The sequence below is a fragment of the [Mycobacterium] manitobense genome (genome assembly GCF_025821665.1).
Taxonomy (GTDB): Bacteria; Actinomycetota; Actinomycetes; order Mycobacteriales; family Mycobacteriaceae; genus Mycobacterium; species Mycobacterium arseniciresistens.
Map to the genome: position 1 here is coordinate 31,312 of NZ_JACKSJ010000098.1, position 25,694 is coordinate 57,005.

Here is a 25,694-nt window from a genome sequence, read left to right on the forward strand (position 1 = left end):
TCGCCCATCAAGTCATATTGAGCCCGAGTGACGAGCCATGCCTTTCTGTTTTCGCGACGGCATAAGAAGCCGGCATGCGGCAACGTGGGAAATTGGTCCTGCTCGAAACCCGTCACACACAACGGTCAGGTCGAAGGGCTTCAGGGTCGGGCAGGCCCTGGGGGCCTGCAAAGACTTCATCGCTAGCGCCGTCGGTCAACTCGGAAGCCAGCCGAGTTGAACATCACACACCAGTGGTCGGCCGTCCGGAGACTGCGCACCATATTGCTGTTCACTGGCGCACTGGCTGCCGATCTCGCGCTCGCCGATGACCGGTATCGCTCGTATCCACTCCCCGGTGCCGTTGCCTTGATCGGCGCAAATCATCTGTGCGCCCGTTGACGTCTGACCGAACTGGTATCGCATCCAGTTGTAGCAAGCAGCCCCCTCAATTGCACCATCGACGAGGCCGGGTAAACTGTTCTGCTGGGGAATTGATACAGGACACTGCCCTGTGCTGGCTCCTATCGAGTTGATCTCTGCGTTCGATCTCGGGTCGCCTGCGTAATTGATCTGATTTGTGCACCGGTCGTCAGCTTTAGCAGTGCCGGTGCCCGCGAACAAGGAACTGAGTAACGTTGCCCCCGCCACCAGCGCGCCCATTCGCTTACTCCCCATGGCCGGATTCTCGCGCAGTGGTTACCTCCGTGGGACCGTAATCGGGCTAATTGCCGTGCCGCGCGAGCAGAAGCCCCCCCGGACGCCCCAAGCGAGCGCAGAGACGTGTGCTTGAGACCCCGGCAGTCACCCTCTCCGCCGGCGTCTTCCGCACTCCTGCCGCAGTGAGTTGAAGTCGAGATCGTCCCTGTCGCCACGTCGCGATCGGGCGGGTGTTGCGGCCCGTCGCTTCGTCTCCGAAACCATCACCACGCTGTCGATGTAGGCCGAATAACGATGGCGTTCTGCAACGTCGCGACGATCACCAACTGGAAGCCGGACTTGCGGAACGCCGATAGCGCCTGCTGCGCGAACTGCGAGTCCAACTTGCTGAACACCTCGTCGAGCAATAGTTGCGCGAACACCGTTGTTCTGTCGTCACTGTCGCAGTGTCGGGGCTGGCGAGGTCGAAGCTCAGCGCGCCGGCGAGGCAGAACGCCATCAGCTTCTCCTACTCACCACCTGAGTTGTCGCCCGCATTGCTGTGCGTCCGGATGAAGTCGAGCGCACGGCGGGTGTCCTGGGTGACATAGCAGGCGTTGGTCCCGCGACGCTCGTCGACGATGCGGTGCATCGTGGGCAGCCCAGGACTTGATCTGCGGGCGGCCCGACTGGGATCGCCGAGGTCAGTGAGGTGGAGTTCGAGCCGCATGACGAGTTCCGTCTCGGGAATCTAGCCGTCGCTGAGGTTACGCTCCATCAAGTCGCGTAGAGGCAGAGTTTGGTCGTCGCAAGTTGCCGGATGGCGTGGGAGGGCTGCAGGTCCCGGTTGAGAACGAGGGGGTCGATAGCCGACACATTTTCTCTTCGCACCTGTGTGCCGGGTCTCCCTTTTGCATCTGCGAGATTCTCAGGAGCAGTTGAACGGACCGATACCCCAGCGCACGCACTGCGTCGGCCGTGTCTGCTGAGAGGTGCGGCAGCTAGCGACGCGAGCGTCTACCGGGGCCGCGCGCCTTCTGCTAGGTGGCGCGAACTGAAACGCGTGCCACCGAGGAAATCTCGGGCTATCCTCCCTAGAAGTGACAAGGTTCGTTGTCGCAATGCGTCGCGTCCGATGATGAAGGACTGCGTGGCGTCGGGAATCGCTATGGGGGATTTGTGCGTCATTCTTTTACAGAGTGGTACGAGCCGGATGATGCCGACTTGAGGGTGGTGCTCCGGACCGGAACTATCGCCCTTGATACCAATATTTTACTCGACCTATACCGCATTGGCTCAGATCAGCGGGAGCAGATCCTCGACCTGTTTGCACGAGAAGAAGTGCGGTCCCGCATTTGGATACCATACTATGTAGGCTTAGAGTTCCAGCGTCGGCGATTGGATGTAGCGCGACAGCACAAGTCGCAATATCGAAAAGTGCGAGACGATGTTGAAGCTTTACGCAAGTCGTTGAACGCTTCCCTCGAGGGAATTCGAGATAAAGAGGTCCGTAGTGCTCTCGCTACGGTCGTCGACTCCCGCCTCGGCGCCGCCACCGATAGCATCTTGTTAGAGCTGGGCAACCTCGAGCACTTACACGTCATAGATTACGAAGACATCAGAAGCCAGGATCCGATACGGGTCCGACTCGATAGAATACTCAATAATCCAGCACAGATCGGACCAAGACCTTCCGATGAAGTTATCGCTGCCCGTAAAGACGACGCGCTACAAAGATATGAGGCCCAGATTCCACCTGGCTATCTCGATATCAAGAAAAACGACAACGTGGAGGGCGACGCACTGATTTGGTTTGAAATACTAGATCATGCTGCGTCTACTGACCGACCCGTGATCTTTGTAACATCGGACGTCAAAGAAGACTGGTACCGGCGGGAGGCTGGAGAAACTATTGGCCCCAGACCGGAGCTGCGTGTCGAGTTCGCGAGTCGTTCAATTCGGAGGTATCATCAGGTCAATCTCGGCAGCTTCTTGAGGCATGCAAACGCACATTTAAATGCACGTGTTACTCCGACGACACTTGATAGCGTCGATGCACTCGATGACGCACGGAACCGTGACAAAGCCGAGCTTCGTGAAAAGCGACGGCTCAAACGGTTCTTCTCGTCCGAGAACGCGCGCGCAATGTCACGGGCGCTAAGTTTCTTTGACCCTAACTCATCGCAGTATCGGGATCTTATCCAAGGCCTCGAATCGTCGCATGGAGAGGGGGTCCCCGATCCGGCGGTCGTTAGGCGTGCTTTGGCGGCCGTTGACCATGTCGCACTCGAACTGGGCCGCAAACACGTCGAGGGTAGTAGTGGCAGGGGCGAGCTGAACGACGAGATGCGGTCGAGTTGGTTATCTAGACAAGACGCCACCGACGGTGAATCTGTGGATGCAAAGCGTTTAAGGCAGTTCGAGTTCGCACGCGAGTTGCTGGGGCAGACCGTTGAGGTAGTCACGCGAAGCGGGCGGGTGGTGGGGGAGGTGGAGCGAATCAGCGAAGGCGGACACAGCGGGCCGGTGAAAGTAACGTTGGTTACGAAGGACGGATCGACGCTAAGCGTGCCGCTGCAGAGGCTGGTCCGCTTGGTTAACGATCGTGACGAATGACATCGTCCAAGTCGAGGACCGTCGCGTCCCGTCCGAGGCTGTCGCCCTCCTAGTCGAACGTTTTCAAGCTTCACCACGGCAGTGTTCTCTCGCATCTGGTCAGCCTGCCGACACAGGTGTCTAGCCGGTGACCCGCTGCCTGGCGCACCGGCGGGCTTGTTCAACAAACGAACAATCCGCCCTGCAGAACGACCGAGCGGCGTGCCGAATGGCTGATCTGTCGGCCGGTGTCGATACCGTGATCCACATGCCGACGATGTGTCTCAACGCTGGGCCAGATTTCTTCTGCGCGCCGGCTAGCCGCACTGGAATTGATGTCCGTAGGGAGGAATCGCTCTGATGGCGCCAACGCCGAAGCGCTACGCCGCAGTGTCCCTGTTCTCAGGCTGTGGTGGCATGGACTTGGGCGCGGAGCTATCCGACCGGGTAAAGGTGGTGTGGGCTATCGATCAAGATCGCTGGGCGGTAGAGACCTACAAGCGGAATCTCGGGCGTCACATCGTCGAGGGAGACGTAACCAAGACTCCTGTCCCTAACGTGCCCTGTGATATTTTGCTGGCCGGCCCGCCATGCCAGGACTACTCGACCCTGTGGAATCACGACGGCTTGATCACCGCTCGGGGTAACTTGTTTCGCGAAGTAGCGCGTTTTCTTGACCATCTCCGGCCTGCGGCTTTCATTCTCGAAAACGTACCGGGTCTTTTATCGGCGAACCGTGGCGCTGCCTGGACTTTGGTGCGGCACGCGCTCAAGTCACCAAGCAGCTTCTCCGGTCGCGGTGCGGGAAAAAAGTCTGTGGCCGGCGTCCATTACGACATAAGTGCACAGTTAATCGACATGGCAGATCTAGGCATTGCGCAGCATCGCGAGCGACTCATCGTGATCGGTGTGCGACGAGATCTCGGCATACGGCCTCCGGTCGTGCCGACGCCGTTCGCGGGCGCGCCACTCACAGTCCGCGACGTGCTCGACAAGAATCCTCTACCGACCGGGGCGCCCAATCACGAGCTGGGACAGGACTCGTCAGATGTGATCGAACGACTAAAGCTCATTCCGCCGGGTGGCAATTTCGAAGCGGTGCCCGCGGGGCACCGATTGGCTGTCAAGGGACTTATCAGCCACGTGTACCGGCGACTCGACCCCGATAAGCCTTCCTACACCATTATCGCTGGCGGAGGGGGAGGAACGCACGGCTACCACCATGTCGAGCCGCGACGGCTCTCAAATCGCGAGAAGGCGCGACTGCAGGGGTTCCCCGACGATTTCATCTTCCACTACGGCACGGGCCCGCGAGACGACCGGTCGGCATATCCACGTGTTCGCCGACAGATCGGCAACGCTGTACCGCCACCAGCTGCGCACCTCATCGCGAGTGAGGTTGCTAACGCACTGCTAGCTGCGGGCGTGCGCCCGCGAACTGGGGGGGAACTTTCTGCCGCGAGACGCGGTGGTCCCTCTCTGGCCAGTGTCAGCCAATCGAAGCAGGAAGCGGTGAACTCATGACTGAAAGTCCGCAAGCTGATTTGGTAGTAGGCCCGCCGGCGGTGTCAGCTCTTCGTTCCTTGTCTGTTTTCAGCGCTGAGCAGGCCGGCGCTTACAGGGAACACTTCGCCGAGTTCGGTGCAGCTTTGGGGCCTGACGTGGACACCAAATTGAGTCGTTTCGTGCGAGAGTGGGCGACATCCGGTGAGTTTGGTTCGGTTGTCCTGACAGGAAACGCGGGGACTGGCAAAACCGCTGTTGCGGAGGCGTACTGTCGGGCCGCCGGGGGGAGTCTCCCGAGAAACGACGCGCTACTCGAAATTACGTCTAATCGGTGGGTGATTAAGGACCTTTCGGGACTACCTGACGCGGCAACCCGTGCTGTGGCGCTTGGCCAGGCGTTGGATGCAAGGCGCCAAACCCTCGTCTGCGCCAACGAGGGGGTTCTTCGCGATGCGCTCGAAGACATTGGCAACATCGAAGCGACAAAGACGCTCGAAGACGCGCTCAGACAGGGAGCGGCGAGATCAGATGGCCTCACGATAGTCAACGTGAATCGCCAGCGTCCGACCGGCGACTACATATGGCAACAGTTGCTCGACTATGTCAGTCGCGAAGAGCTTTGGGTCGAGTGCAAAAACTGTGCAGCAGAGGCAAGCTGCCCGATGTACACCAACGCCGAGCATCTCCGTGACAACGAAGTGCGTGAACAACTTCGCACGCTGGTGCGACTCGGCAGTGGCGAAGCTGTGCCGACGCTCCGTGAAGTTCTCGCAATTCTGTCGTGGGCAATCGTGGGTGACCACGCCTGCGAAGAGATTCGGCGGGCAACTCGTGACAGGGGAGCAAGCGCGTTCATCGCAACAGACAGCTATTTCAACAGAGTCCTCGGTGGCGGATTGCCGGCTGGCGTTGCCGAACGGTCACCTCTCCTAACCGCCATCCGCAGGGCCGGCCTGGGAACCGTTAGTGACCTTGAGGTTGACGGATGGCTGCGAGATGCGAGTGGCGCCCCTGAGAAGATTCGGCGAATAGCAGGTGATCCCAGCGTGACTCGGCCCGACTTGGTGGCGCCGGGACGCCTGCCGGGACTCGTCGGTTCTTTATCGCCCCTTGACCGTGTGCGTACCAATCAAGGTGCGATGACCTTCTACGCGCTGGGCGAGATGGTCAGCACCGATGAAGATCCAATACGAGTGGAAGATGGCCTCCGCGCGCTGGTACTCGGCGACGGCGTCTCAAATGCCCCTGCAGAAACGTTATGGCGACAACGATTATTCTTCGAGGCGTCAGAGGAACTTGGCGGGCGGGCGTCCGCCACGCGTCGTCTACTCGACTACCGCTACATCGCCGATCTCATTGAATTGGCGCATAAGGCTGCGTCGCTGAACGACACCGTGATCGAACTGAAGGAGATCGTGCGAGGACTCAACTTTCTAGTTACAGGTTTCTCGAGTCCAAACGAGGGCCTAATCATTCCTGACCCTGCCTGCCTATTCGCCAGAGATCCAGGTTCTTTTAGGCCAGCCCGCCCGTCTCTCGTACATAGCCAAGTGCAGATTGACGGATTGTCTCTGCAGGTGCCAGACCGTGGACTTGTGGAGGACCTCGTCGATGTTGACCATATTGAGATTGAGCTAATTGCGCAGAGCGATGAGAACCTGAAGCTACGAATAACACCACGCATGTACGAAGCGATCCGGGAGGCGGCTGAGTTCCAAGGACCGGTTGGGCAGGGTGTGGCGGAGATGAATGACCTTCGGGGCTTCTACGGAAACTTGGCCGCGAACGTGCCTTCCGACTCATCACTCAAAGTCGCTGACCCTGACTCTTCGCCGCCTTCGATAGTGACCATTTCCCTCCCCTACTTCGTAGGAGGTCGCTGATGGCCTCGAACCGGAAACCCTATCGTTTGAGTCCCGGCGCAATTGCCGAGGAGCTATTCTGCTTGGCTCCCGACCGCGACGAGCGCGCGCCCCAACTGTGTGCGGAGACGCTGCTGACACTCGCACAGAATGACTACAGTCAACCGTCCAGCGCAGAAAATCTTCGCACGCCGAAGCGTCAACGATTCGCGCTCCGTAGCCTAGCGCTCGGCGAGAACTTCCTTGGAGGGCGTCAGAAGGGAAGGGCCGGCGATGACGCCACTACTCCTGAAGAGTACGGCGCGAAATTGGCTCTTGGTTCTCAAGTCCGCGGATCTGCCAACCTGCAACTCGCGCAGCAGACGCTGCAAGGCCTTATTGACCCCGAGACGCAACGGGGACAAGCCGGTGCGTCCTTATTGAGGCCGTTTCATGAGTCCCTGTTGTGGTATGACGCGCGGAAGCCAAGTCCCCGTAGTACCGAATACACGGTGCGAAAGGTGTACATGCGTGGCGGGGGAATCACGCTCGCACGGTTGATCGTCGATCCCCCCGACGAGCGAGATAAGGCTCTGGGGTCGGCAGCAGTAGCAGCTATACGAGATGCTCTCACCGGCGACACTCCGCTCGCTCAGATCAGCGAGGTTCTAGAGAGCGCTCTGCCGAAGGATGAGCCGTGGAGTACCAGGGTGCTGCCACTCGAGGAAGACGAGGTGATGGCTTGGCGACGAGGGGAGGACCCTCGGCTTGCAGAACTTGGCAGTCAGCTGTGCCGCCACGTCGAGGGCGTGATGCTGCAGGGTCATGCGAGTGGCCCGGCCCGACTGTGGCAGCTTCGATGCGTCCTAGCGCTTGACTTCGCCATGCATATCCTTCGCACGGCCTGGAGCACTGTCGGTACGCCAGGACAGGAGAGGTTCCTCCTGCTCACCTTCAGCGATATGCCACGGTCCCAGGACCCTGTCAGACAGCGCTCGGAGGAGTCGTACCGTCGTGCTCGCATCCGGCTAAACGAGGCCACTGTTCGCACCCTTGCGCGATGCATGCGTCATTTGCGAGAAGTAGAAAACGTGACGGCATTCGCTTCCGAATTTCGGGATCCTACGCTAGCAGACGATAAGGCAACAAGCGTGAGCAGCCAATTGGCCGCGATTGAAACATCCGCAGGAGACGACGACTACCTGCGACTAGCTCGGCTCGCGGTAGAGACAGCGAACTATAGTCGGAGCTCGGAGGATGGCTTCCGTGTACTTCTTGAATCAGTCGGAATGTTGGCGGGCACAGGAAGTTACCGCTATCTCACAGCTAGCCCAGACTTGATCGCGGCCATGGTGGGGGCGTTGTCAGCCCAAATGCCGATGTCGAGTCGTGAGTTCATTATGGCTGTTCGCAAGGAATGGGGAATCGTGATCAATCAGGAGTCGGCAGCAGGAACGGCTCTCGCGACTCAGCTTGACGGCGCAGCCCTCGCACAGAACGCGCGTCGCGCCGAGCGCCTAATGAGTGACGCGGGACTAGCACTCGGACTGTCGGACAGAACGACGATGGTCGGCGAGCGGGCAGTCAGGAGCCGAGTATGAGTCGCCGTCTTGGTTCGGCATTGGCGGAATACCTGCGTCGGCATCCTAGCGTCAGATCGGGCGGGCGGAGTTTCTTCATAATCGAGGGTGTTCCGACCTCTGTTGCGGAGGGTCTCGCTTCGCAGTGGAACGACGAGCTGCCGCAACTGTCCATCGTTTCTCCGTCTCCCGCCCTCTTTCCCAAGTTCGCGATGCGTGACGTTTCAGGGACCCAGTTACGCAATCAGCGAAACGGCCGTGGAGTGGTTCTGGTGCTGTGCGACGGGGAGCAAGTTCCAGACCGGCAATCGCTAAACCTATTTGAGTCGGTTTCACCAAGTGTTTTGCTTGAATCCGCCGAGAACATGGGAATTTTAAGTCAGCAAGCGCCGGCGGTCGACCTTGACGGCCCGGCCCGAGCTGTACGGGAGGCAATCAACCAGGCAAGCGTCGCGACGCGTCCAAGCGCAGCATCAGTTGCGGACTACCTCGACCGGGTCGCCACCGGAGATGACCCATTGCATGCGTTGCCCATCCTGGGGGCTTTCATTGACCATGCGGGGCCAGGAGAACGTGTTGACTCCGTCCGTATCGCGGACAATCTGGCCCTAGCTGCTCGGCGGACGAGCGACGACTTTCTTCGGCCTTCGGCCTACGCCGACTTGCGAAAGCGCGCTGAGACTGTTCTTCGGCGCCGCCCTGGCGTAGGCCACGCTGGGGCGCCGGCAGCTGCTGACGAGGTCATGACGCGATTGCAGGGGGGCAGCCCCGAACTACTCAGGACGCTGCGCTTCGACGAAGCGCGCGAGATAATGGAACAGCGCCCGCAAGATCTGGCCGACATAGTTCGCGAAGAAATCGGACTTTTTCGAGCAGGACTTCCAGTCGGAAGCCAGGCGGAGGCCCTCCCTTGGCGCACGTATGAGCAGCGTGCTGACGACCTTCGTCGGAGCGCGCAGCGGCGCGTGGCCGCGAGAGAACTCTGCGAACTGGACGACGCACAACAAAATCGACTTTTCTCCCGGCCGACCCGAACGAAGTTAGAGCGTCTCCTTCGAGATAGATCTGTTAACGGTAGCAATCCTTCGTGTCCCGAAGCTGCGATCGTTCAAGCTGCGCAACAGCTCGGTGGACTCGTCGAGCGAGTACAAGTCTTGTCTCCGCCACTGCCTACTGCCGCGTCCGCGGCAAATAGGACCGGCGCTGGCCGAATAATTACCCTGGCCTGCGCGCGCCTGCGGTTAGGTGCACTTCTGCATGCTTGGAACAGCACGGGCGGCGACGTAGATGGGCTACTCCTTAAGGCCGCCGACGATGACGATCTTGGCGACGTTTTGGCCGCCTACGGGGATGCTGGACTGAGTGGCGGAGCACCGCTGCCTCTGCTCCAACTACGGCTTCACAGTGGCGATGGCAGCACCGTGCAAGTCGACTGGAGACCGGATCTTGACGACGCCGCAATGCTCCGGTCTGCGATCTTATTTTCCGAAGCACCGGCGTTGACGCTGATCCTTCGGGACGAACCGACTCTTCACGCTTTCTGCGGTCCGGTGAATGCTGTAGCCAAGCCGGTTCCCGAGCGATTACTCCCACTGGCAAAACGGTTGCAAGCAGTCGCTCGTCGCTCGCTCGACGGGGGGCTCGATCCCAACGAACTGAAGAGGTTCGTCACTCACTGGTCTGACACCTGCGCCGCTTTCGAAGCCGACTCCGACCAAACGGACGCTGAGAACCTGGCCCTTTCGGGCGCTGTTCGTGGTGGCGAGAGCGCCACCGCCCTGACCCCATTCTCGCCTATGAAAGCGGAGTGGCTCGCTCAGTACCTGGAGGCCCTTTGGAAGCTCGTGAGAGGAGCGGAGGAGCCGGGCACCGTCGCGGAACCAACCGATGCCGTCGCTACCGCTAACGGTATAGCGCGTACAACCGCTGCACATCATCCGGCGCATCTTCGCATCTCGACACAGGATCGCGCGCTCCTGCCAACAAGCGAAGGACGAATCTGGAGCCTTTTTGGTGGAAGCTCGACACGCGACGAGAGCGGGTTCGCGGGTGATGCGCTCAGCACACTAGTAATCCAACTGCTCGAGTTGCAGCCAGAAGCTGCAGGGCACTTGCGTTGCTTGGCGTGGGGGCCGGGGGCCGCCGATCTTCTCGTCAGTGAGGCAGTGAAACTCATTGGGCGCCGGGCTGGGAACGCGCTGATCAGACGCATCGAGATTTTCTGTGTCGGCACAACAGATGTGGATCGCCCGGACCCCGCCACGCTCGCCGTCGCTGACGATTCGCTTCGCGATAGTCGAGACGTACTCGAACTGCGATATATCGACGATCTGGACCGAGCTCAGAAGCTCCTGCGGCCCGGCTCGCCAGCCCCTGCCGTACACCTCGCACTGGTAACCGGGTTAACGGAAGGTGGAAACCGGCTGCAGATCGAGTCCCGCGAAGTCAACGCGCCGGCAGAAGATGCCGAGGTTCTATTCGCGCCACGAGTGTGGCAGCGCCCGAAGCAGGATCGCCGCACTCTCCTTATGCCCCCGGCAGCGTCCCGTACTGGCCAACTGTGGTTACGACTTCAGAATGCGATTGAAGATGCGTGGCCCGAACCTGACCAACCTTTGCAAGTCCCGGAAGTTCGTACTGGCACGCTGGACATCGCAACGAAACTCCAACAAGTGCATGACCTCGCCCTCTGGGTGGCTACGCTCGATCGTTACGCCACAAGGGACAGCCTCGAACAAGCGCTAGGCCCCGAAGGTGTTGCCATCCTCCATCAACAGCGCCGGCTAAGTGGAGATAGTCCCCTCTCCCTCGTCATCAGTCAAAAATCGGGCGGCCCAGCGGATCGCGCGATCGGGCGCAGCCTGCGTGCGGCTGGAATTATCTCAGAACCTGATGTAGCGCTTTCGATCGGGACGAAGCTGCGGCAAGTGGCGAGCCAGGGCTACGGAATCTTAGCCCTGCAAGCGGCCACAAGTGGCGCAGGGATCAACGAGCTCGTTGGACACGTTGTTGCGTTCAGCTTATTGGCGACGACTACGACGCCCTGGCCACTGCCGCCGGGCTGTCGCGTGCTGCTCGTGAGCCTCGATGAGTATCGGCATTGGTTTCCTGGCAAGCGGGCTGACCTGCTTGCGATTGCACTCGACGCGAAAGACGAGGGTGTCCATGTCGCCACCATTGAAGTAAAAGCGCGCCGAAGCGATGAGAATGATGCGGCCGCGGGTGCTCTCGATCAACTTAATCAGACTTTGGCAGTTACGAAGTGGGCGGCTTATCCTGAAGCGGGTAGCATCCATAGTCGTTTGTGGCTGAACCGCATTGCCGAAGCTGCGTATGCCGTTGCTCGCGAGTCCCGCTTCAAGCTGGATTTGGACGAGTTGCGGGCGTTGGAGGCATTCAGACTAGGTCGTGGCAGCCTCGAATGGGCGGGCGTTGGCCTCGTCTTCGGCCCAAAGGTCGAGTCCTTGAATCGAACGTACCGTGCGAACCTCGCGAACGATATTGTGCCCGTTGTCTTACGGAGTATCCCACTGACGCGGGAATTGTTGCGGGCAGCGACGGACACCAACCTCACCAAACTGCGTACCGTTGAATCCGACGCTCCGCGACTGCAGAGCACGCGGACGAAGAGGCGACCGGAATCGCAACCGAGCGGGGCAGAAGCGAAGGGTAACCCCCCGGAAGATTCCGAAACGAAGGTGACTACTGACACCGCGCGCGAACGCCAGGCGACTGGTTCGGGCGGCGAGTCGCAGAGGTCAGATAAGGCATTCGAAAGGGACGTTACGACACCTAACTGGGAGGAGTCTTCGTCCGGTGGAGCGGGCGCTTCGACGCTATCGACCATTGAGTTCCGGGCTCCGCTCCTTGGTTGGGATGCACAGACCAACGAAAAAGTCCGATGGCATCCCGCTGGTTCCGAACAAACGGTTCTCCAGAACGGACACACCGAAATCTGGGGATCCTCGGGAATGGGTAAAACCCAGTTCGCGATGAGTCTGCTTGGACAACTTGCGAGACTCAGCGGAAGTCAATTTGGAATAGCTGACTTCAAGAACGACTATAGCGACGACAACGGCTTTCCGAAGTTTGCGAACGCTGAATTTATCGACCTGTGGAACGGGGGGGCGCCATACAACCCCCTGGCGCTCGACGATGACGGCGGAAGAGCGATCCAGAGCGCCGTAATCGAGCTTCGGGATACGGTTGATGAAGCAGTTAGATCTGTCGGCGCAAAGCTGGGTGTTCGGCAACGCGCCAAGCTGGAGAAGGCTCTGCTTGAAGCGTTTTCGGTGGCTCGCTCAGAGAACCGCTGGCCTACTCTCAGAACACTTGATGACCAACTCGACGAAGATCTGTCCGGCGTTATAGGAGACCTGACGCGCAATGACCTCTTTAAGTCCGGTGAACCGTTAGGCAACGTTGTCGACCGCAATGTTGTGTTCGGGCTGTCGAAAATCCCGGGCAACGGCCAAACGACCGTGTTAGCCGCCGGATTCATATTCTCAGCGCTGTTGCTGCGGGTGCAGAATATGTTGCCCGTGCCTAACACAATCCGATACGTCCTAGTGGTCGACGAGGCGCACAGGGTGGCGCCGTTTCGTGCAATCCAGACAATGATCCGGGAAGGCCGATCTAAAGGGCTTGCTGTGTTGCTCGCGACGCAGGGTCCCCTTGATCTCCCCGATGTTGTAGCAGCGAACGCGCAAACCAAAATTTGTTTTGGCTTGCCCGACGCGACCGTCGCCACGATGGCTGCTCGCAAATTGCAACCCAACAACCCGCGGTTGCCAGAGCAGATCCGAACACTCGGGAAGGGCGAAGCCTTCGTCAGCTTCGCAGGCGAGGAACCGCGTCTACTGCGGATGACACAGGCCTACCGAGACGCAGAGGAACTTGGACTGCCAACTCTCGATTAGGCAGAATTGGCCCGGTGGGCCGACGAGCAGACGCGCGACCGGCGACCGCGAAGCGCACGCTGAGACCTGAAGTCGTGCCTTCCTGGGCCAGTTCTCCGGATGTCCGTACCCGCATGCAGCGCCAACAGACTAGAGACACGGCTCCCGAGCTAGCTGTACGTCGGTTGATTCACGCGGCTGGTCTACGGTACCGCGTAGACGTCGCTCCGCTCACCGCGATGCGCCGACGCGCCGACGTTGTATTCGGTCCCGCCAGAGTCGCGTTGTTCGTCGACGGATGCTTCTGGCACGGCTGCCCAGTCCACGGATCGCGCCGCACAACGGCTAATTCCGACTACTGGGCGGAGAAGATTGAGCGAAATCAACGCCGAGACCGCGATACGGACCAGCAGCTCCGCGCTGCGGGCTGGTTGCCACTCCGATTCTGGGAGCATGAGGTGCCCGAGGACGTGGCTGCAGCGGTTGTTGCTGCAGTAAGGCGACGCGTCAGGTTGTAGCCCGACGCGCGACGTTACCGAGCAATTCCCTATGCGCCCATAGTCGTCTGCATTGAACAGAACGACACGCTAGTCGGAGTGTTTGGCCCACTCGTCGCGACCTCGCTACGCCACGGGGACGGTCAGATACAATGGCGTTGATTGAGGTCGTCTCCGTCGCCTGCTGTGGTGCTTCTAGTCGTCGTCACCAACAACTATATTCGGGAACGTGCGATGAATAAGCACCATGAGCTTTGACGCCATGGCTTCGTCGAGTTCTATGATTTGGCTTGGCTTCGGCTGTAGCATTCGTTGGTCAGACCCTAGTGTCGCTAAACGCAATAACTTTCTGCCGGACTTCGTGTGCACTGTCGTGTGAAGGCAATCGACTTCAGTGCGAGGAGGCCTTGCAACGTGCTTGTCCTCTCGTAGCGATCGGATGAGAGCCATGTGAAAATGCTACGGAGATCCCAAGCGTCTGTCGCGATTTCGCTATGAACTGCTTCTAGGGGATCTCGACCTCGGTTTAGCGCGGGTAGTGCCGGTATGGGCGGCCAAGCGGGTGGCGTGTGGCGCAGGCCCGTGCGCCTCAGTCTCGGCGTTTGCCTCTCAGGGGAGTACCTGCCGAGAAGCCACGGCTGCTGCTGGACGCGCCGATCGAGCCCTACGACCTCTGAGTCTTCACAGTCGCTTGTTCGGGCTCCGGTCAGCGTCTGCGGAATGTATCACCGGTCCAAGGCGGCAGGCTGGTTGGTGGCGTTCGGATTCCGTAGTGACCTTCGAGCGACATCAATGAAGTGGTACGACGAAGTTTGCCCCCTCGTCGAGGCGAGCGCCGGATCTGCAACCGTTCCCTGGGCTGCAGCCCGTTGTTCCGCCGTTGTTCCCTGACGCTTGACAAGAGGCGCCCACCGGCGAATGATCAACTCGGAACAACGGGGGAACAACAAGGGGGAGTCGTGCCGAAGTTCTACACAGCTACAAAAAGCCGCTCGCAGGGGCGGGAAGCCTGGGCAGTCATCTTCCGCCATCCATTGCGGGCGGATGCCGACGGGAAGCCGGGTCGTCGTGTACGCCGTGGGCTCGGGACCAGCGATGAGAGTCAAGCAGCCCTTCTGGTTGAACAGCTCAACGAGCTGCTGAGCAACCCGGAGGTCTGGGAGCCGTCGTCCCGAGACGCTTTGGCCTCTCGCTACGACGACCGTGTGCTTGACATCTTCTTTGACGGTGTGAATCCCTCTGTCTCTGACCCGTTGGCGCTGCGTGACGAACTTCTTGTGCTTCCGGGGCTCCAGGACGGGTACCGGTCAGTCCTCATGCTCGGAACCACCGGCGCGGGCAAGACAACACTGGTTCGACAGCTTCTGGGCACGGACCCCGAGACCGAACGCTTCCCGTCGACTTCCACGGCCAAGACCACGATCGCCGACACAGAATTGATTTTCGTCGACGACGACCTTTATCGCGCTGTTGTTACATTCGTCGGAAGAGACGAGGTCGTCGATTATTTGAGTGAATGTGTATCTGAAGCAGCACTTGCCATTCACCGTGGAGCCCCGGAGGCCGAACAACGTCGACGATTACTGGACCACCCCAACCAACGCTTCCGGTTCAGTTACATTCTTGGACGCTTTAGTGGCGGAGTGGCCGACGATGAAGATGACGATGACGATGACGCCACTGAGATGGTCGCTGCGGGGGACGCCCCGTTCGATCTTCAGGCCACCGCGGAGACCGTCGAAGGTGCGCTCTGCGTCCTGCGAGACCTGGTTAGTGCGCATCAAGAAGAGGCGTGGCAGCTGGCACGCGACACGGATGACGAGCGAGTGGTCGAGGAGCTGATCGAGGACACGCTCGACTTTGCGCTCCGCAGCGACGAAAGCTTTCACTCTGTTGTCGACGGACTGTTCGACGAAGTCGAGAAGCGGTTCGGCATCCTGGCGGAAGGTCGACTGACGAAGAACCGTCAGGGCTGGCCGGTGTCCTGGAGCTGGGAGACCGACAGTCGCGCGGCACTTCTCGATGCCGTCGCGCGATTCTCGAGTAATCATGCCAAGCTGTTCGGAACTTTGCTTACCCCGCTCGTCAACGGTATTCGCGTTGCGGGACGATTCGTGCCAGCTTGGTCTGAAAGTGCACCCCCACGCTTAGTTCTCATTGACGGCGAGGGACTTGGCCATACGCCCAACTCCGCAGCTGCCCTCTCCACGGCCGTGTCGAAACGGATTGAGGATGTGGATGCTGTGCTCTTAGTTGACAACTCCGCGCAGCCGATGCAAGCCGCACCGGCGGCAGCTATGAAGGCCGTCGTGACCTCGGGCAACGCCAGCAAGTTGGTGGTGACGTTTAGTCACTTCGACATGGTCAAGGGCGATAACATACCGCTCGTGAGCGACAGGCAAGCTCACGTTAAGGCGTCGGTGGACAACGTGCTCAGGGCGATTGGCGAAGATCTTGGTCCGTTCGCCGAACGAAGCTTGAGGCAGCGCATTGATAAGGCCTGCTTCTTTGTCGGTGGAATCGACAGGCGCCTAGACCCCTACAAGAAGGCGGACCGACGGACGATCGACCAGCTGAATCTGCTCTTGCGGACAGTCGATCACATCGACGACATCCCGGACACGACGGACACCCGTCCTGTGTACGACAGAGTAAATGTAGTTCTCGCCGTCCGCGAAGCTGCCGCGGGTTTTCAGGCTCGGTGGTCGGGATTGCTGGGCCTCGAATCTGTAACCGGACATCCCAAAGAGCACTGGACCCGGATTAAGGCCTTATCGCGTCGCCTGGCGGGTTCAGAGGACGAGTACGACACGCTGAAGCCGGTGGGCGAGTTGAAGCGTGAGCTCGACGAGCAGATTTATCGGATGCTGCAGCAGCCCGTCCGTTGGGAGGGGCGCGAACCGTCCGACGATGACAAGCAGGCGGTGTTCAACCTTCTTGTGAATGAAATCTCCAAAGAGGTAACGCTTCTCTGCATCCGAAGGATCAAACTGGACCGCACGAAGGCTTGGCAACACGCCTACGCTGAGCACGGAACAGGCTCTACGTTCCGCCGAGCACAAATGATTGCCAGCGATATCTACGACCGTGCGGCGCCGATACCGACTGTTACGCCGTCGCTAGACCAGAACAGCTTCTTGCACGAAGTCACGGCGATTGTCGACGTCGTTGCCGAGGCTAACGGCGTCAAGCTGCTGTAGGACACTAGTGAATAAGGCGCCTGGGCGGGTGCCTCATTTGAGTCGCGTATGGGTTTGTCACACCGGGCGACCGATCATGCGGACCCGCCCGTCGCCTTTAAGGCGGTAGTTGGTGCTCGCTCGCCCCGATGTTTCGATGGCCCCCTGTCTGTCAGCGAAAGCTCTGTCGCATCTCGGTTACGCGAAATGATCCATTCCAGTTCACCGGTGTTCCCCGCGTGGTGATGGGGACCCTTCATCAGTGGCCGGCCGAACCGATCCGTGGGGGATAAAGAGTGGGCTAATTTGCGAGCGCAGGTGGCCTCAAGCTCGCGAAGTTTATCAACACCTTTCACCTCCGATGTACGTCGCCAGATTATCTAAACGGCTCGCGTACTGGTTTGGCACAGAGACGTTTCGGACCCTCCGGGACGCTCGAGGAATCGCTCGCAGTAGTCCATCAGCTGTCGGGCCGTGTGCACGACGCCGTCCGCGTCGGCGGTGTTCTCACACCCTGGGGCGCCGAAGACACCAACGAACGCCATTGGGACCATACGCCTACCCCCCAGCACGCGAGCTATAACAACGTCGTCAGCTGCGCTGGCGGGTATGCGCCTGCAGCGACCCGCAGCACGTCATCCGGTTCGAGCGCGCCGTCGAGTCTCGGTAGTGGTGCGATGGCGCACATCGACCTCCGCCCCCGCCGGTCCGCACACGCCACGGTGTAGCTAGGCAGCGTCAACCAGTGCTGCGGGTCTGCGCGTCGAGCGGGCGCGGGGCGTCGCGCTCCTCCGCCTCCAACTGACGGCGCTCCGTCGCACGATGGGCCGCACCGCGAAGATCGCGTCGACAAGCGTCGCCGCACCCACGATCCCCTAGGCCAACTTGTTATCCCGCCCAGCCCGATCGGCAGCAAGAAGAGCGCTGTGAATCCCGAGTCCCCACCGGACGTCTCGCCCCAATGATCCACACCATAGGAACGGGGTCCGACAGTTCACGCTCGGCGACACCGGCCCATGCGAGTTGGGATACTCGGGCGGCAGCTCGCCCCAATGGTCCAAGCCGCATGCACCGTAGAACCACTCATAGCTGAACTCCGGATGGCGCCGTTTCATCCGATCGGCCAGCCGCCGCGCCGACGCCGCCGTCCGTTCGCGATCTTCCTGGCTCAGGTCGAGGTCCATGATCCGACGCCGGAACGTGGCCGCGACAATGAACGGGGTCTTCCGGACCACGGCCTCTCCTCTCACTCCGGAAGCCGCATCCTGCCACCCGCCACCGACACGCTCGTCACACAGACAGCCGCCGCGCAACCTCGCCGTACCGCTCGAACCGCTCCGGATCCGCCGCCGCGTTGTACAGCACGATCCGCGACGCCACGCCGCCATACTTCTCCTGCAACGCACCGGCCAGCCCGTCCCACGTCGCCTCGGTCGCGAACGTCGCGATGTGCTCGTCGGTGATGCACGCCGCCATCCCCGCGTAGTCGCCGGCCTTCTGCCTCTCCCGTGTTCGCGCCGTCGTTCCCTCGAACCCCGCCTCGTCCCAGATGAACGCGTAGTTCGGCGTGCTGCCGTAGAAGCTCATGCTCGCCCGCACCAGCTCGCGCTCGCGGTGTTGCTCCTCGTCAGTGTCGCCGACGATCGTCATCACCGGCACGATCAGCGCGACCTCGTCCGCCGACCGGCCCGACTTCGCCGCGCCCTCCGCCACTTTCGGCACCACATGCCTGGCGATATAGCCCGGCTCGCCGAGCGGATGCACGTGCACGCCGTCGGCCACCTCGCCGGCCATCCGCAGCATCCACGGGTTCACCGCCGCGACGTCGACCTTCGGGTCCGGCGCGTCGATCGGCCCCGCACTCCACTGCGGGGTGATGAAGTCCAGGTCGTAGAACTCGCCGTGATGATCTAGCTTCCCCGTCCGGAACGCCGCAAAGCACGCCTTCACCGCCAGCATGTAATCCCGCAGCCGCGGGCCCGGATGCTCGAACTCCGCCCCGTACCGCCGCACCACATGCGTGCGCACCTGCGTCCCCAGCCCCAGCCGGAATCGGCCGCCCGACGCCTCCTGCAGCTCCCACGCCGTCGCCGCGGTCACGAACGGACTGCGCGGGAACGCCACCGCCACCCCCGTCGACAGTTCCAGCCCCGGTGCCGCCTGCGACGCCACCGCCGCGTTGAGATACGCCGTCCGGCCCGTCTCGGTGAACAACAACCCGGAGAAACCCGCCGCCCGCGTCCGCCGCGCCAGCTCCGAGATCTGCGCCAGCGGCTGCGGGGTCGTCATCACGTCGACGCGCATCAGCCGAACCCTACGCCGACGTCACGCCACCCGGCTCACGTGCGCGGCCGTTTCGTGGAGATCATCGCCGCCGACTCGCACGTCCACCGCATCGCCACCGTGGACGCCAGCGCCGTCCCGGGTCTCGTGGAACACCGGGCGGACATTCTGGACCAGATCGCCTCTCTCATCGTCGAACTCGCCCCCGAGGTGCTCAGCGCCGAAACCCCTGATGCGGACGCACTACGGCGTGGGGCGTTGTCTATGGTCGGCGGCGCCAACCAGCTCATCGAGGCGTGGCTCAGCGATCCGAAGGAGACGCCTGCCGAACTCGCGGCGATCGCCGCCAACCTGTGCGTCGCCGTGGTCGACGGCATGGCCACCGGATAGGCGGCAAGTCAGCGGCTCGCAAGCCAGGGGTAGTGATCGTCGCGGGAGGAGCGTGCGCGGCACGGCTATCGCGGCGGCTTGTCGTCCTCCGGAGGATCGGGCTGCCGGTCGTCGCGCGAGGCCGCGAAGATGATGCCTCCGATCTTGATGTGTGGAGACCTGAAGAATGCGGTGATCACCGACATGGCGACGCAGAACCCCGCGATGGTCAGGCCGCGGTGTGCATCGTGGCCGGCGGCGAGCACCATGAGCACGCCACCTGCCAACCAGCAGATCCAGTACGCCCGCCGCCGGTCGCGCCTCGTGGACAGGAAGGCGCCGCCGACCATACCGATGGCGATGACACCGAATCCCGCCCAGAAGGCAACGTCCGCCGATGACCACGTATCCACTCATCGAGCCTAAGTCGATCGCGGCTACATGAGACGCGACAATCGTCGGCGCCGGATTCACAGGAAACCGCTGAAACGCACAGCCGCTCGGCAGCATGTTGCCATGAGAGAACCCTGGTATTGGCAGGGTTGTGACAGGCATTCTCTGCTCATCGCGGGCCCTACGGCGCTGTAGCACTGCGACGCGCGACCCGACTGCCCACGGTCTGCGCCACTGTCGAGCAACAACAGGAGCCCTCATGAAGATGCACGTATTCCGCGCCGCAGGCGCTCTCGCGCTGATTGCCCCCGCTGCCATCGGACTGGCCGGCCCGGCACAGGCCGACGGGCCGACGTTCGTCATGCCGTCGGTCGAGAAGATGAGCCTCCAGAAAGCCACCAAAACCATCGACAAGCTCGACCCCAACACGACATTCGTCATCAAGTCTCACAACATCGACGGCCCGACAAAGCAGAAGCAGATCGACTTGATGTACTGGGAGGTCTGCTCGCAATCTCCCGCCGCCGGAGCCGAATTCACTCCGAGCGAGGACATCGAAATGTCCGTGTCCCGCTTCTTCGACGGCTGCGACGGCTAGACACCGACGCGAGCGAGAAGCCACGGTCGTGATCGGCCGCCGTTGACGACCATGGCTGCGCTTTCGCGTGCAGGACAACCGATCAGCGCGTTGCCAGCCAGGCGAAGAAGTCGTCTGCGCAGAACACCGGCTTTCCGTACTCCTGCGCCTTGCGCGCCTTGCCCGACTGCGTGCCCACCTCGGCGGTCACCAGCACGTCGCAGCGGGTCTTCGACACCGTCTTGACCGGCGTCAGACCTGCCTCGGCGGCCAGCCGCTCCATCTCGGGGCGCTCGACGATCCGGCCGGACCTGTCCTGCGCGGTGCCGGTGAAGCAGATCCGCATCCCCGGGGTGAGCGTTGCCGCGATGTCCTCTCCGCCGCCGCACAGCGCGTCCGTGTCGATGTCCACGCCGAGCAGCCGTGACGCCTCCTCGAGCCGTGCCGCCACCTCCTTCGGCAGCTGCACCCGCGCCGCCGCCGCCCGCAATTGGTCGGCCACCGACTGCCGCGCCGCAGCATCCGCCGGCGCGTCGAGATCCCGAGGTACCGACGCGCCCAGCAGCACGGCGCTGACATCGCGGCTGATCCGCAGCAGAGCCGACAGCCCGGGGAGGTGGTCCGCGACCGGTGTGGGTGCGTCGAGGTCACGGCTCACCAGCAGGCCGGACGACTCGACGGCGTCAGGTTCCTCGAACGGTGACGACCCGTCCTCGGCAGGCATGCCGCCGTGGGCGCTCAGGGCCGAGCGGGCCCGCTCCAGCGCCGTGCGCCCGGAGATCCGCGTACCGCGCAGCTCGACGCCCAGCGGCATCGCCGTCACGAAGCCAAGGCGTTTGAGCTCGAAGTCGATTAGGCCGAGCTGATCGTCGACGTCGACCCCGACGGGCGTGCAGCCGGCCAGCATGGGAGCGATCACCGCCCACGCCTCGCGCAGCGTCGGCGCCAGCAGCACATCGGACACGGTGATACCGAACGCCGTTCGCGCGTCGGCGAGGTCGCGCTGCGGGTTGATCAGCGTCGAGAGTGCGGTGCCGTCGTCGAACGCCACCGCCAGCTCGACCGGCCGCGGCCGCGACATCCGCCCCTCGTCGCCGACGGTGAGCATGCCGATCGCGCAGTACCGCCGCGCGCCCACGCCGCCGTTCGCGGTGCGCAGAAAGCGGGCGATGCGACGGTCGGTCTTCAGGTCCTTCGGCAGCACAGGGCGTTTCAGCACCAGTCCGGCCAGCGACGTGCAGCGGCTCAGCGCGACGTAGAGCTGGCCGGTGGAGAACATGCCGCCGGTGAGGTCGACGATCACCCGGTCGAGCGTCTGGCCCTGGCTCTTGTGGATCGTGATCGCCCACGCCGGCTTGAACGGCAGCTGGGTGTAGGAGCCGATGATCTCGCGGCCCAGCGACGAGCCGGACACCACCGGCCGGGTGGCCTCCCACGTGTAGGGCGCGACGTCGGCGACGGAGCCGTCGGGGAACTCCACCTCGACGACGGCGCCGTAGCGGTCGTAGCCGACCCCGACGATGCGGCCGATGCTGCCGTTGACCCAGCGGTCGCCCTGGTCGTTGTTGAGCATCATCATCTGCGCGCCGACCTTGAACCGCAGCGTCTCCTCGACCGGCGGATCGAACAGCGACAGATCACCGGACGCGCGCGCCTGGTGGAACAGTTCGTCGCCGGGCAGCCGTTCGAGGTGCTGGCGGTTGCGTGCGGTGACGAGCCGGTTGGTCGGTGCCAGGGTGAGCCAGAACTCGTCGTCGGGCGGCACGAAGTCGGCGTCGGCGCGGGCGTTGAGCTGCTGCTGCGCGTGGCCGAGTAGCACGCCCTCGCGGATCTCGTTGAGGATGGCGGTCATTCGGTCGTCGCCGAGCTGCCGGAACACCGTCGTCAACGAGATGGTGGGGAAGTCGTCGCGGTCGAAACTGCGGGCGGAGAAGAAGTACGGCGTCTCGTAGGCGGTGGTGAAGAAGCCGGCCTCGTGCTCGCTGACCACGGGCGGCAGTTGGTAGAGGTCGCCGACGAGAACGATCTGCACACCGCCGAAGGGTGCGCCGGGAGCGGGGCCGAACCGCTCGAGCGCCGCGGCCACCATGTCGAAGACGTCGGCGCGGACCATCGAGGCCTCGTCGATGATGAGCGTCTGCAGCGATGCCAGGGTCTTGGTGAACCGTCCCGGGCGGTATGCGCCGGAGCGGATGTCGTCGAGGGTAGTGGTGGTGCGGAAACCGAAGAGCCGGTGGATGGTGTAGCCGTCGACGTTGAGCGCGGCGATCCCGGTGGGCGCGACCACCACGACATTGCGGTCGATGTCCGCCATGAACAACCGGATGAGCGTGGACTTGCCGGTGCCCGCCTTGCCGGTCAGGAAGAGGTGGCGGCCGCCGGCCAAGAGGTCCAGCGCGTGACGGAACTCGTCGGTGAGGACGATGCCTGCCATGGCCGCACTGTAGTCCGGCGATGTCACCGGTCGGGAGTAGCTTCCGCGCCATGGCTGATCACACAATCGTCGTGTTGTCCCAGGCCGAGGGAGAACCGCTGTCGCTCATGCGTGCTGCCGGTGTGATCCGTTGGCTGCGAGGGACACGCGACCCCGCGAACCTTCAGATCGGTGCACGCCTGACCGAGGGGTCGACAGTGTTCACCGTTTCTGGTCACAGCGTCGTCGTCGAGAGCTGGCTCGCCGAACGGTGCAAGGACAGATGGGCCGGCCCCGGCAGCAGGATGGTGCTCGATGACAACGCGGTCCTTGTCGTCAAACGCTGTGTCATCGCGCCGCAGCCACCACAGGCGCGACAGACCGCAACCCTCTCGTCGAGCTCCGAGTCCGACGACTTCGGTTGGATGATGGACGTGGTCAACAAGATGGCGGCGCTGTCCATCAGCTCCTCCTAGGCGACAAAAAGCCGAGCTTGGTTCCACCGTCCGAGTCCACCGGGCGGTGCGCAAAACGCACGTCCTCGGAGGCCGCGATGTGACGCCGACCCCAGGTAGAGGTGCGAGCCGTGAGTGCTACACAAGTGCTACGGTCGTAGCATGAGCGAAGTGGCCTCCCGCGAACTGCGCAACGAGACGGCGGGATTACTCCGCAGGGTTCAGGCGGGCGAGGACATCACCGTCACGCTCAACGGCCGGCCCGTCGCCCGCCTCGTCCCCTTCGAGCCCGCGCGACGACGCTGGCTCAGCAGAGAAGAGTTCGTCAGCCGGATGCGCCGTGCACAGGCTGACCCCGGCCTGCGCAACGACCTCGCCGCCTTGGCCGGAGAAACTACCGACGACCTCGAGCCGCTGCGGTGACAGCGGCCGGCGTGCTCGACACGTCGGTGTTCATCGCCCACGAAAGCGGTCGTTCACTGGATGCTTCGCGCATTCCGGACGAAGTCGCGACAACCGTGATCGCCTTGGCCGAACTCAACACCGGAGTCCTCGCTGCCGCGGACGCCGACACCCGAGCGCAGCGATTGACCACACTCGACGCCGTCTCCGACCTGGCCGCGTTGCCCGTTGACGAGGATGCTGCGCGAATGTGGGCGCGGATGCGTGTCTATCTCGCCGAGGCCGGTCGTCGGGTGCGCATCAACGATCTGTGGATCGCGGCCATTGCGGCGTCGCGGGGCCTCGCCGTCGTAACCCAGGACGGGGACTTCGATGCCCTCGACGGTGTCGCCGGGCTGACCGTCATCCGGGTGTGAATTCCAGCCCTCGCGAAATCGCGTCCGGTCCAATTCATTTCCTGTCGCGCACCGCCAGGTAGTGCTCTGACACCGCCGGGCCGTCGAGGTAACGCTCGACGGCCTCCTCGATCAACCGGTCCTGGCCGGTGAGGCGGACGTAGTGCTGATGCATGTGCTCGCCCCACGACCGCACGACGAACGACTCCACGAACGTCGACTCGTGCTCGACGCTGCGGAAGAGTCGCCACTCCGAGGCCCCGGTGCGCTGGCGGGAACGGCCCAGCACGGCCATCGCGGATAGGAAGCCTTCCTCGTCCGATGCCGCGACGCGATACGCGGTCAACACCATGACCGGCCCGTCCAGCGGTTCGGGCTCGAAGGTCAGCGTCGGTTCGGGCCAGTGCGCGGACGGCGTCAGGTCGAGATTGCCGGTGTTCGCGTGCAGCGGCCACCACAACGACGACAGCCCGCACACCACCAGCAGCGCCGCGCTCACCAGCAGGCTGATCGAACTGGTGGTGGTCCCCGCGAGCACTCCCCACACCACCGAACCCAACGCCTGCCCACCCATGAAGATCAGCTGGTACACCGACAATCCGCGGGCCCGCACCCACGCGGGCAGGTTCAGCTGCATCGACGCATTCAGCGTCGACAGCGACAGCAGCCATGATGCGCCACCGACGACCAGGGCCAGGAACACCACCGTGAAGTTCGGCACCAGCGCCAGCACCGCGGTGGCCACCGCGAAGCCCGCCGCACCGAGCGTCAGCATGGTGTTCTGGCCGAACCGCGCCCGCAGCCGCGACAGCATGAATGCGCCGAGCACCGCACCCGCGCCGAGCGCCCCCAGCAGCAACCCATACCCCGCGGACGACAACCCCAGCCGGTCGCTCGCGATCACCGGCAGCAGACCCCAGATCGCGCTTCCGGGGGCGATGAACAACGCCGCCCGCAACAGGATTCGTCGCACGATGGGGGAGCTGCGGATGAACCGTCCGCCCGCGCTCAGCGCCGCCAGCGCCCGCTCCGGGGGATAGCCGCTCTCGACGGCGGGGCGGCGCCACGCGACGAGGACGAACACGATGCCCACGAACGAGACGGCGTTGAGCGCGAACACCAGGGTCGGTCCGGACAACGACACCAGCACCCCGGCGATCGCAGGCCCGATCGCCCGAGCGCCGTTGATGCTCATGCTGCCCAACGCCGCCGCGGCCGGAATCTGCTCGGCCGGAACAAGATCAGGCTGTATCGCCTGCCACGCCGGCGCGGTCAACGCCTGCCCACACCCGATGACGAACAACAGCGTTAGCAGCACCGCCGGCGTGGTCAGCCCGAATCCGGTCAGCGTGGCGAGCAGTCCCACTCCCGCGGCCATCGCCCCCTGGGTGGCGATGAGGAGCCGGCGCCGGTCGATCAGATCGGCGAGGACACCCGACGGCAGCGCCAGCAGCATCACCGGCAGCGTCGTGGCGGTCTGCACCAGCGGGACCAGGACGGCCGCCCGGGGATCGCCGACGAGCATCCACTGCGCGCCCACCGTCTGCATCCAGGTGCCGAGGTTGGAGACGAGCTGCGCGATCCACAGCGCGCGGTAGACCGGTGAGCGGAGCGGAGCCCACGTCGACGTCGCCGCTGTGCTCACCGATGCCATTCCGCCCCCTGTCTGGACCTCTGGTCACTGTAGGGGTGG

The 25,694-nt window shown here is 62.6% G+C and carries 17 protein-coding genes and 1 pseudogene; 11 read left to right on the forward strand and 7 right to left on the reverse strand.

Annotation, left to right across the window (positions count from 1 at the left end; all coding sequences use genetic code 11):
• Window positions 1–195 precede the first annotated feature (195 nt).
• Both H7I41_RS12955 and H7I41_RS12960 read right to left on the reverse strand, forming a co-directional pair.
• Window positions 196–642 carry a hypothetical protein gene (locus H7I41_RS12955; protein ID WP_264012996.1) on the reverse strand — a complete coding sequence of 149 codons (447 nt, stop codon included), beginning with the start codon at window positions 640–642 and terminating at the stop codon, window positions 196–198.
• Between the two features lie 141 nt (window positions 643–783).
• A pseudogene (locus H7I41_RS12960) lies at window positions 784–1,198 on the reverse strand (SbcC/MukB-like Walker B domain-containing protein); the annotation flags it as partial.
• A gap of 650 nt (window positions 1,199–1,848) precedes the next feature.
• Between H7I41_RS12960 and H7I41_RS12965 the strand changes: the two are divergent.
• From H7I41_RS12965 to H7I41_RS12975, 3 genes are all read left to right on the forward strand, one after another.
• Window positions 1,849–3,234, forward strand: a complete 1,386-nt coding sequence (locus H7I41_RS12965) for a PIN-like domain-containing protein (RefSeq protein WP_264013040.1) — start codon at window positions 1,849–1,851, stop codon at window positions 3,232–3,234.
• 339 nt (window positions 3,235–3,573) lie between these two features.
• Entirely contained in the window at window positions 3,574–4,737 is a 1,164-nt protein-coding gene (locus H7I41_RS12970; RefSeq protein WP_264012997.1) for a DNA cytosine methyltransferase, read from the forward strand.
• Window positions 4,738–5,054: 317 nt separating this feature from the next.
• On the forward strand, window positions 5,055–6,602 hold the full coding sequence (locus H7I41_RS12975; protein ID WP_264012998.1) for an ATP-binding protein: 1,548 nt from the start codon (window positions 5,055–5,057) through the stop codon (window positions 6,600–6,602).
• Window positions 6,603–8,913: 2,311 nt separating this feature from the next.
• Here the strand turns inward: H7I41_RS12975 and H7I41_RS12980 are convergent.
• On the reverse strand, window positions 8,914–9,144 hold the full coding sequence (locus H7I41_RS12980) for a hypothetical protein (RefSeq protein WP_264012999.1): 231 nt from the start codon (window positions 9,142–9,144) through the stop codon (window positions 8,914–8,916).
• Between the two features lie 417 nt (window positions 9,145–9,561).
• Between H7I41_RS12980 and H7I41_RS12985 the strand changes: the two genes are divergently transcribed.
• From H7I41_RS12985 to H7I41_RS12995, 3 genes are all read left to right on the forward strand, one after another.
• The gene (locus tag H7I41_RS12985; RefSeq protein ID WP_264013000.1) at window positions 9,562–13,059 is read left to right on the forward strand and encodes an ATP-binding protein; all 3,498 of its coding nucleotides are present in this window, start codon (window positions 9,562–9,564) and stop codon (window positions 13,057–13,059) included.
• Between the two features lie 74 nt (window positions 13,060–13,133).
• Window positions 13,134–13,556, forward strand: coding sequence for a very short patch repair endonuclease (locus H7I41_RS12990; RefSeq protein ID WP_264013041.1), 423 nt, complete (start codon window positions 13,134–13,136; stop codon window positions 13,554–13,556).
• 938 nt (window positions 13,557–14,494) lie between these two features.
• Window positions 14,495–16,735: a P-loop NTPase family protein gene (locus H7I41_RS12995; RefSeq protein WP_264013001.1), complete on the forward strand. Its 2,241-nt coding sequence runs from the start codon at window positions 14,495–14,497 to the stop codon at window positions 16,733–16,735.
• A 1,269-nt stretch (window positions 16,736–18,004) separates the two neighbouring features.
• Here H7I41_RS12995 and H7I41_RS13000 read toward each other — a convergent pair.
• Complete coding sequence (locus tag H7I41_RS13000; protein ID WP_264013002.1) at window positions 18,005–19,018, reverse strand: TIGR03617 family F420-dependent LLM class oxidoreductase; 1,014 nt, start codon at window positions 19,016–19,018, stop codon at window positions 18,005–18,007.
• Between the two features lie 39 nt (window positions 19,019–19,057).
• On the opposite strand from H7I41_RS13000, the gene H7I41_RS13005 reads away from it, so the two are divergent.
• On the forward strand, window positions 19,058–19,387 hold the full coding sequence (locus H7I41_RS13005; protein ID WP_264013003.1) for a hypothetical protein: 330 nt from the start codon (window positions 19,058–19,060) through the stop codon (window positions 19,385–19,387).
• Between the two features lie 65 nt (window positions 19,388–19,452).
• Here H7I41_RS13005 and H7I41_RS13010 read toward each other — a convergent pair whose 3' ends face one another.
• The gene (locus tag H7I41_RS13010; protein ID WP_264013004.1) at window positions 19,453–19,779 is read right to left on the reverse strand and encodes a hypothetical protein; all 327 of its coding nucleotides are present in this window, start codon (window positions 19,777–19,779) and stop codon (window positions 19,453–19,455) included.
• Window positions 19,780–20,018: 239 nt separating this feature from the next.
• Here H7I41_RS13010 and H7I41_RS13015 point away from each other — a divergent pair, with 239 nt between their 5' ends.
• Window positions 20,019–20,357, forward strand: a complete 339-nt coding sequence (locus H7I41_RS13015; RefSeq protein WP_264013005.1) for a PASTA domain-containing protein — start codon at window positions 20,019–20,021, stop codon at window positions 20,355–20,357.
• Between the two features lie 82 nt (window positions 20,358–20,439).
• Here H7I41_RS13015 and H7I41_RS13020 read toward each other — a convergent pair whose 3' ends face one another.
• Window positions 20,440–22,770, reverse strand: a complete 2,331-nt coding sequence (locus H7I41_RS13020) for an AAA family ATPase (protein WP_264013006.1) — start codon at window positions 22,768–22,770, stop codon at window positions 20,440–20,442.
• 50 nt (window positions 22,771–22,820) lie between these two features.
• Between H7I41_RS13020 and H7I41_RS13025 the strand changes: the two genes are divergently transcribed.
• The 3 genes from H7I41_RS13025 (at window position 22,821) to H7I41_RS13035 (ending at window position 24,022) form a co-directional block, all read left to right on the forward strand.
• Window positions 22,821–23,225, forward strand: a complete 405-nt coding sequence (locus H7I41_RS13025) for a hypothetical protein (protein ID WP_264013007.1) — start codon at window positions 22,821–22,823, stop codon at window positions 23,223–23,225.
• A 141-nt stretch (window positions 23,226–23,366) separates the two neighbouring features.
• Window positions 23,367–23,627 carry a type II toxin-antitoxin system Phd/YefM family antitoxin gene (locus H7I41_RS13030; RefSeq protein ID WP_264013008.1) on the forward strand — a complete coding sequence of 87 codons (261 nt, stop codon included), beginning with the start codon at window positions 23,367–23,369 and terminating at the stop codon, window positions 23,625–23,627.
• Window positions 23,624–24,022, forward strand: coding sequence for a type II toxin-antitoxin system VapC family toxin (locus H7I41_RS13035; protein ID WP_264013009.1), 399 nt, complete (start codon window positions 23,624–23,626; stop codon window positions 24,020–24,022). The genes H7I41_RS13030 and H7I41_RS13035 overlap by 4 nt, the downstream gene beginning before the upstream one ends.
• 34 nt (window positions 24,023–24,056) lie before the next feature.
• Here H7I41_RS13035 and H7I41_RS13040 read toward each other — a convergent pair whose 3' ends face one another.
• The gene (locus tag H7I41_RS13040) at window positions 24,057–25,655 is read right to left on the reverse strand and encodes an MFS transporter (RefSeq protein ID WP_264013010.1); all 1,599 of its coding nucleotides are present in this window, start codon (window positions 25,653–25,655) and stop codon (window positions 24,057–24,059) included.
• Window positions 25,656–25,694 lie beyond the last annotated feature (39 nt).

Excerpts from the sequence above, each read along its gene's own strand:
- H7I41_RS12955 (WP_264012996.1), bottom strand. The coding sequence starts at position 642 with ATGGGCGCGCTGGTGGCGGGGGCAACGTTACTCAGTTCCTTGTTCGCG.
- H7I41_RS12970 (WP_264012997.1), top strand. The coding sequence starts at position 3,574 with ATGGCGCCAACGCCGAAGCGCTACGCCGCAGTGTCCCTGTTCTCAGGC.
- H7I41_RS13000 (WP_264013002.1), bottom strand. The coding sequence starts at position 19,018 with ATGCGCGTCGACGTGATGACGACCCCGCAGCCGCTGGCGCAGATCTCG.
- H7I41_RS13015 (WP_264013005.1), top strand. The coding sequence starts at position 20,019 with ATGAAGATGCACGTATTCCGCGCCGCAGGCGCTCTCGCGCTGATTGCC.
- H7I41_RS13020 (WP_264013006.1), bottom strand. The coding sequence starts at position 22,770 with ATGGCAGGCATCGTCCTCACCGACGAGTTCCGTCACGCGCTGGACCTC.
- H7I41_RS13025 (WP_264013007.1), top strand. The coding sequence starts at position 22,821 with ATGGCTGATCACACAATCGTCGTGTTGTCCCAGGCCGAGGGAGAACCG.
- H7I41_RS13030 (WP_264013008.1), top strand. The coding sequence starts at position 23,367 with ATGAGCGAAGTGGCCTCCCGCGAACTGCGCAACGAGACGGCGGGATTA.
- H7I41_RS13040 (WP_264013010.1), bottom strand. The coding sequence starts at position 25,655 with ATGGCATCGGTGAGCACAGCGGCGACGTCGACGTGGGCTCCGCTCCGC.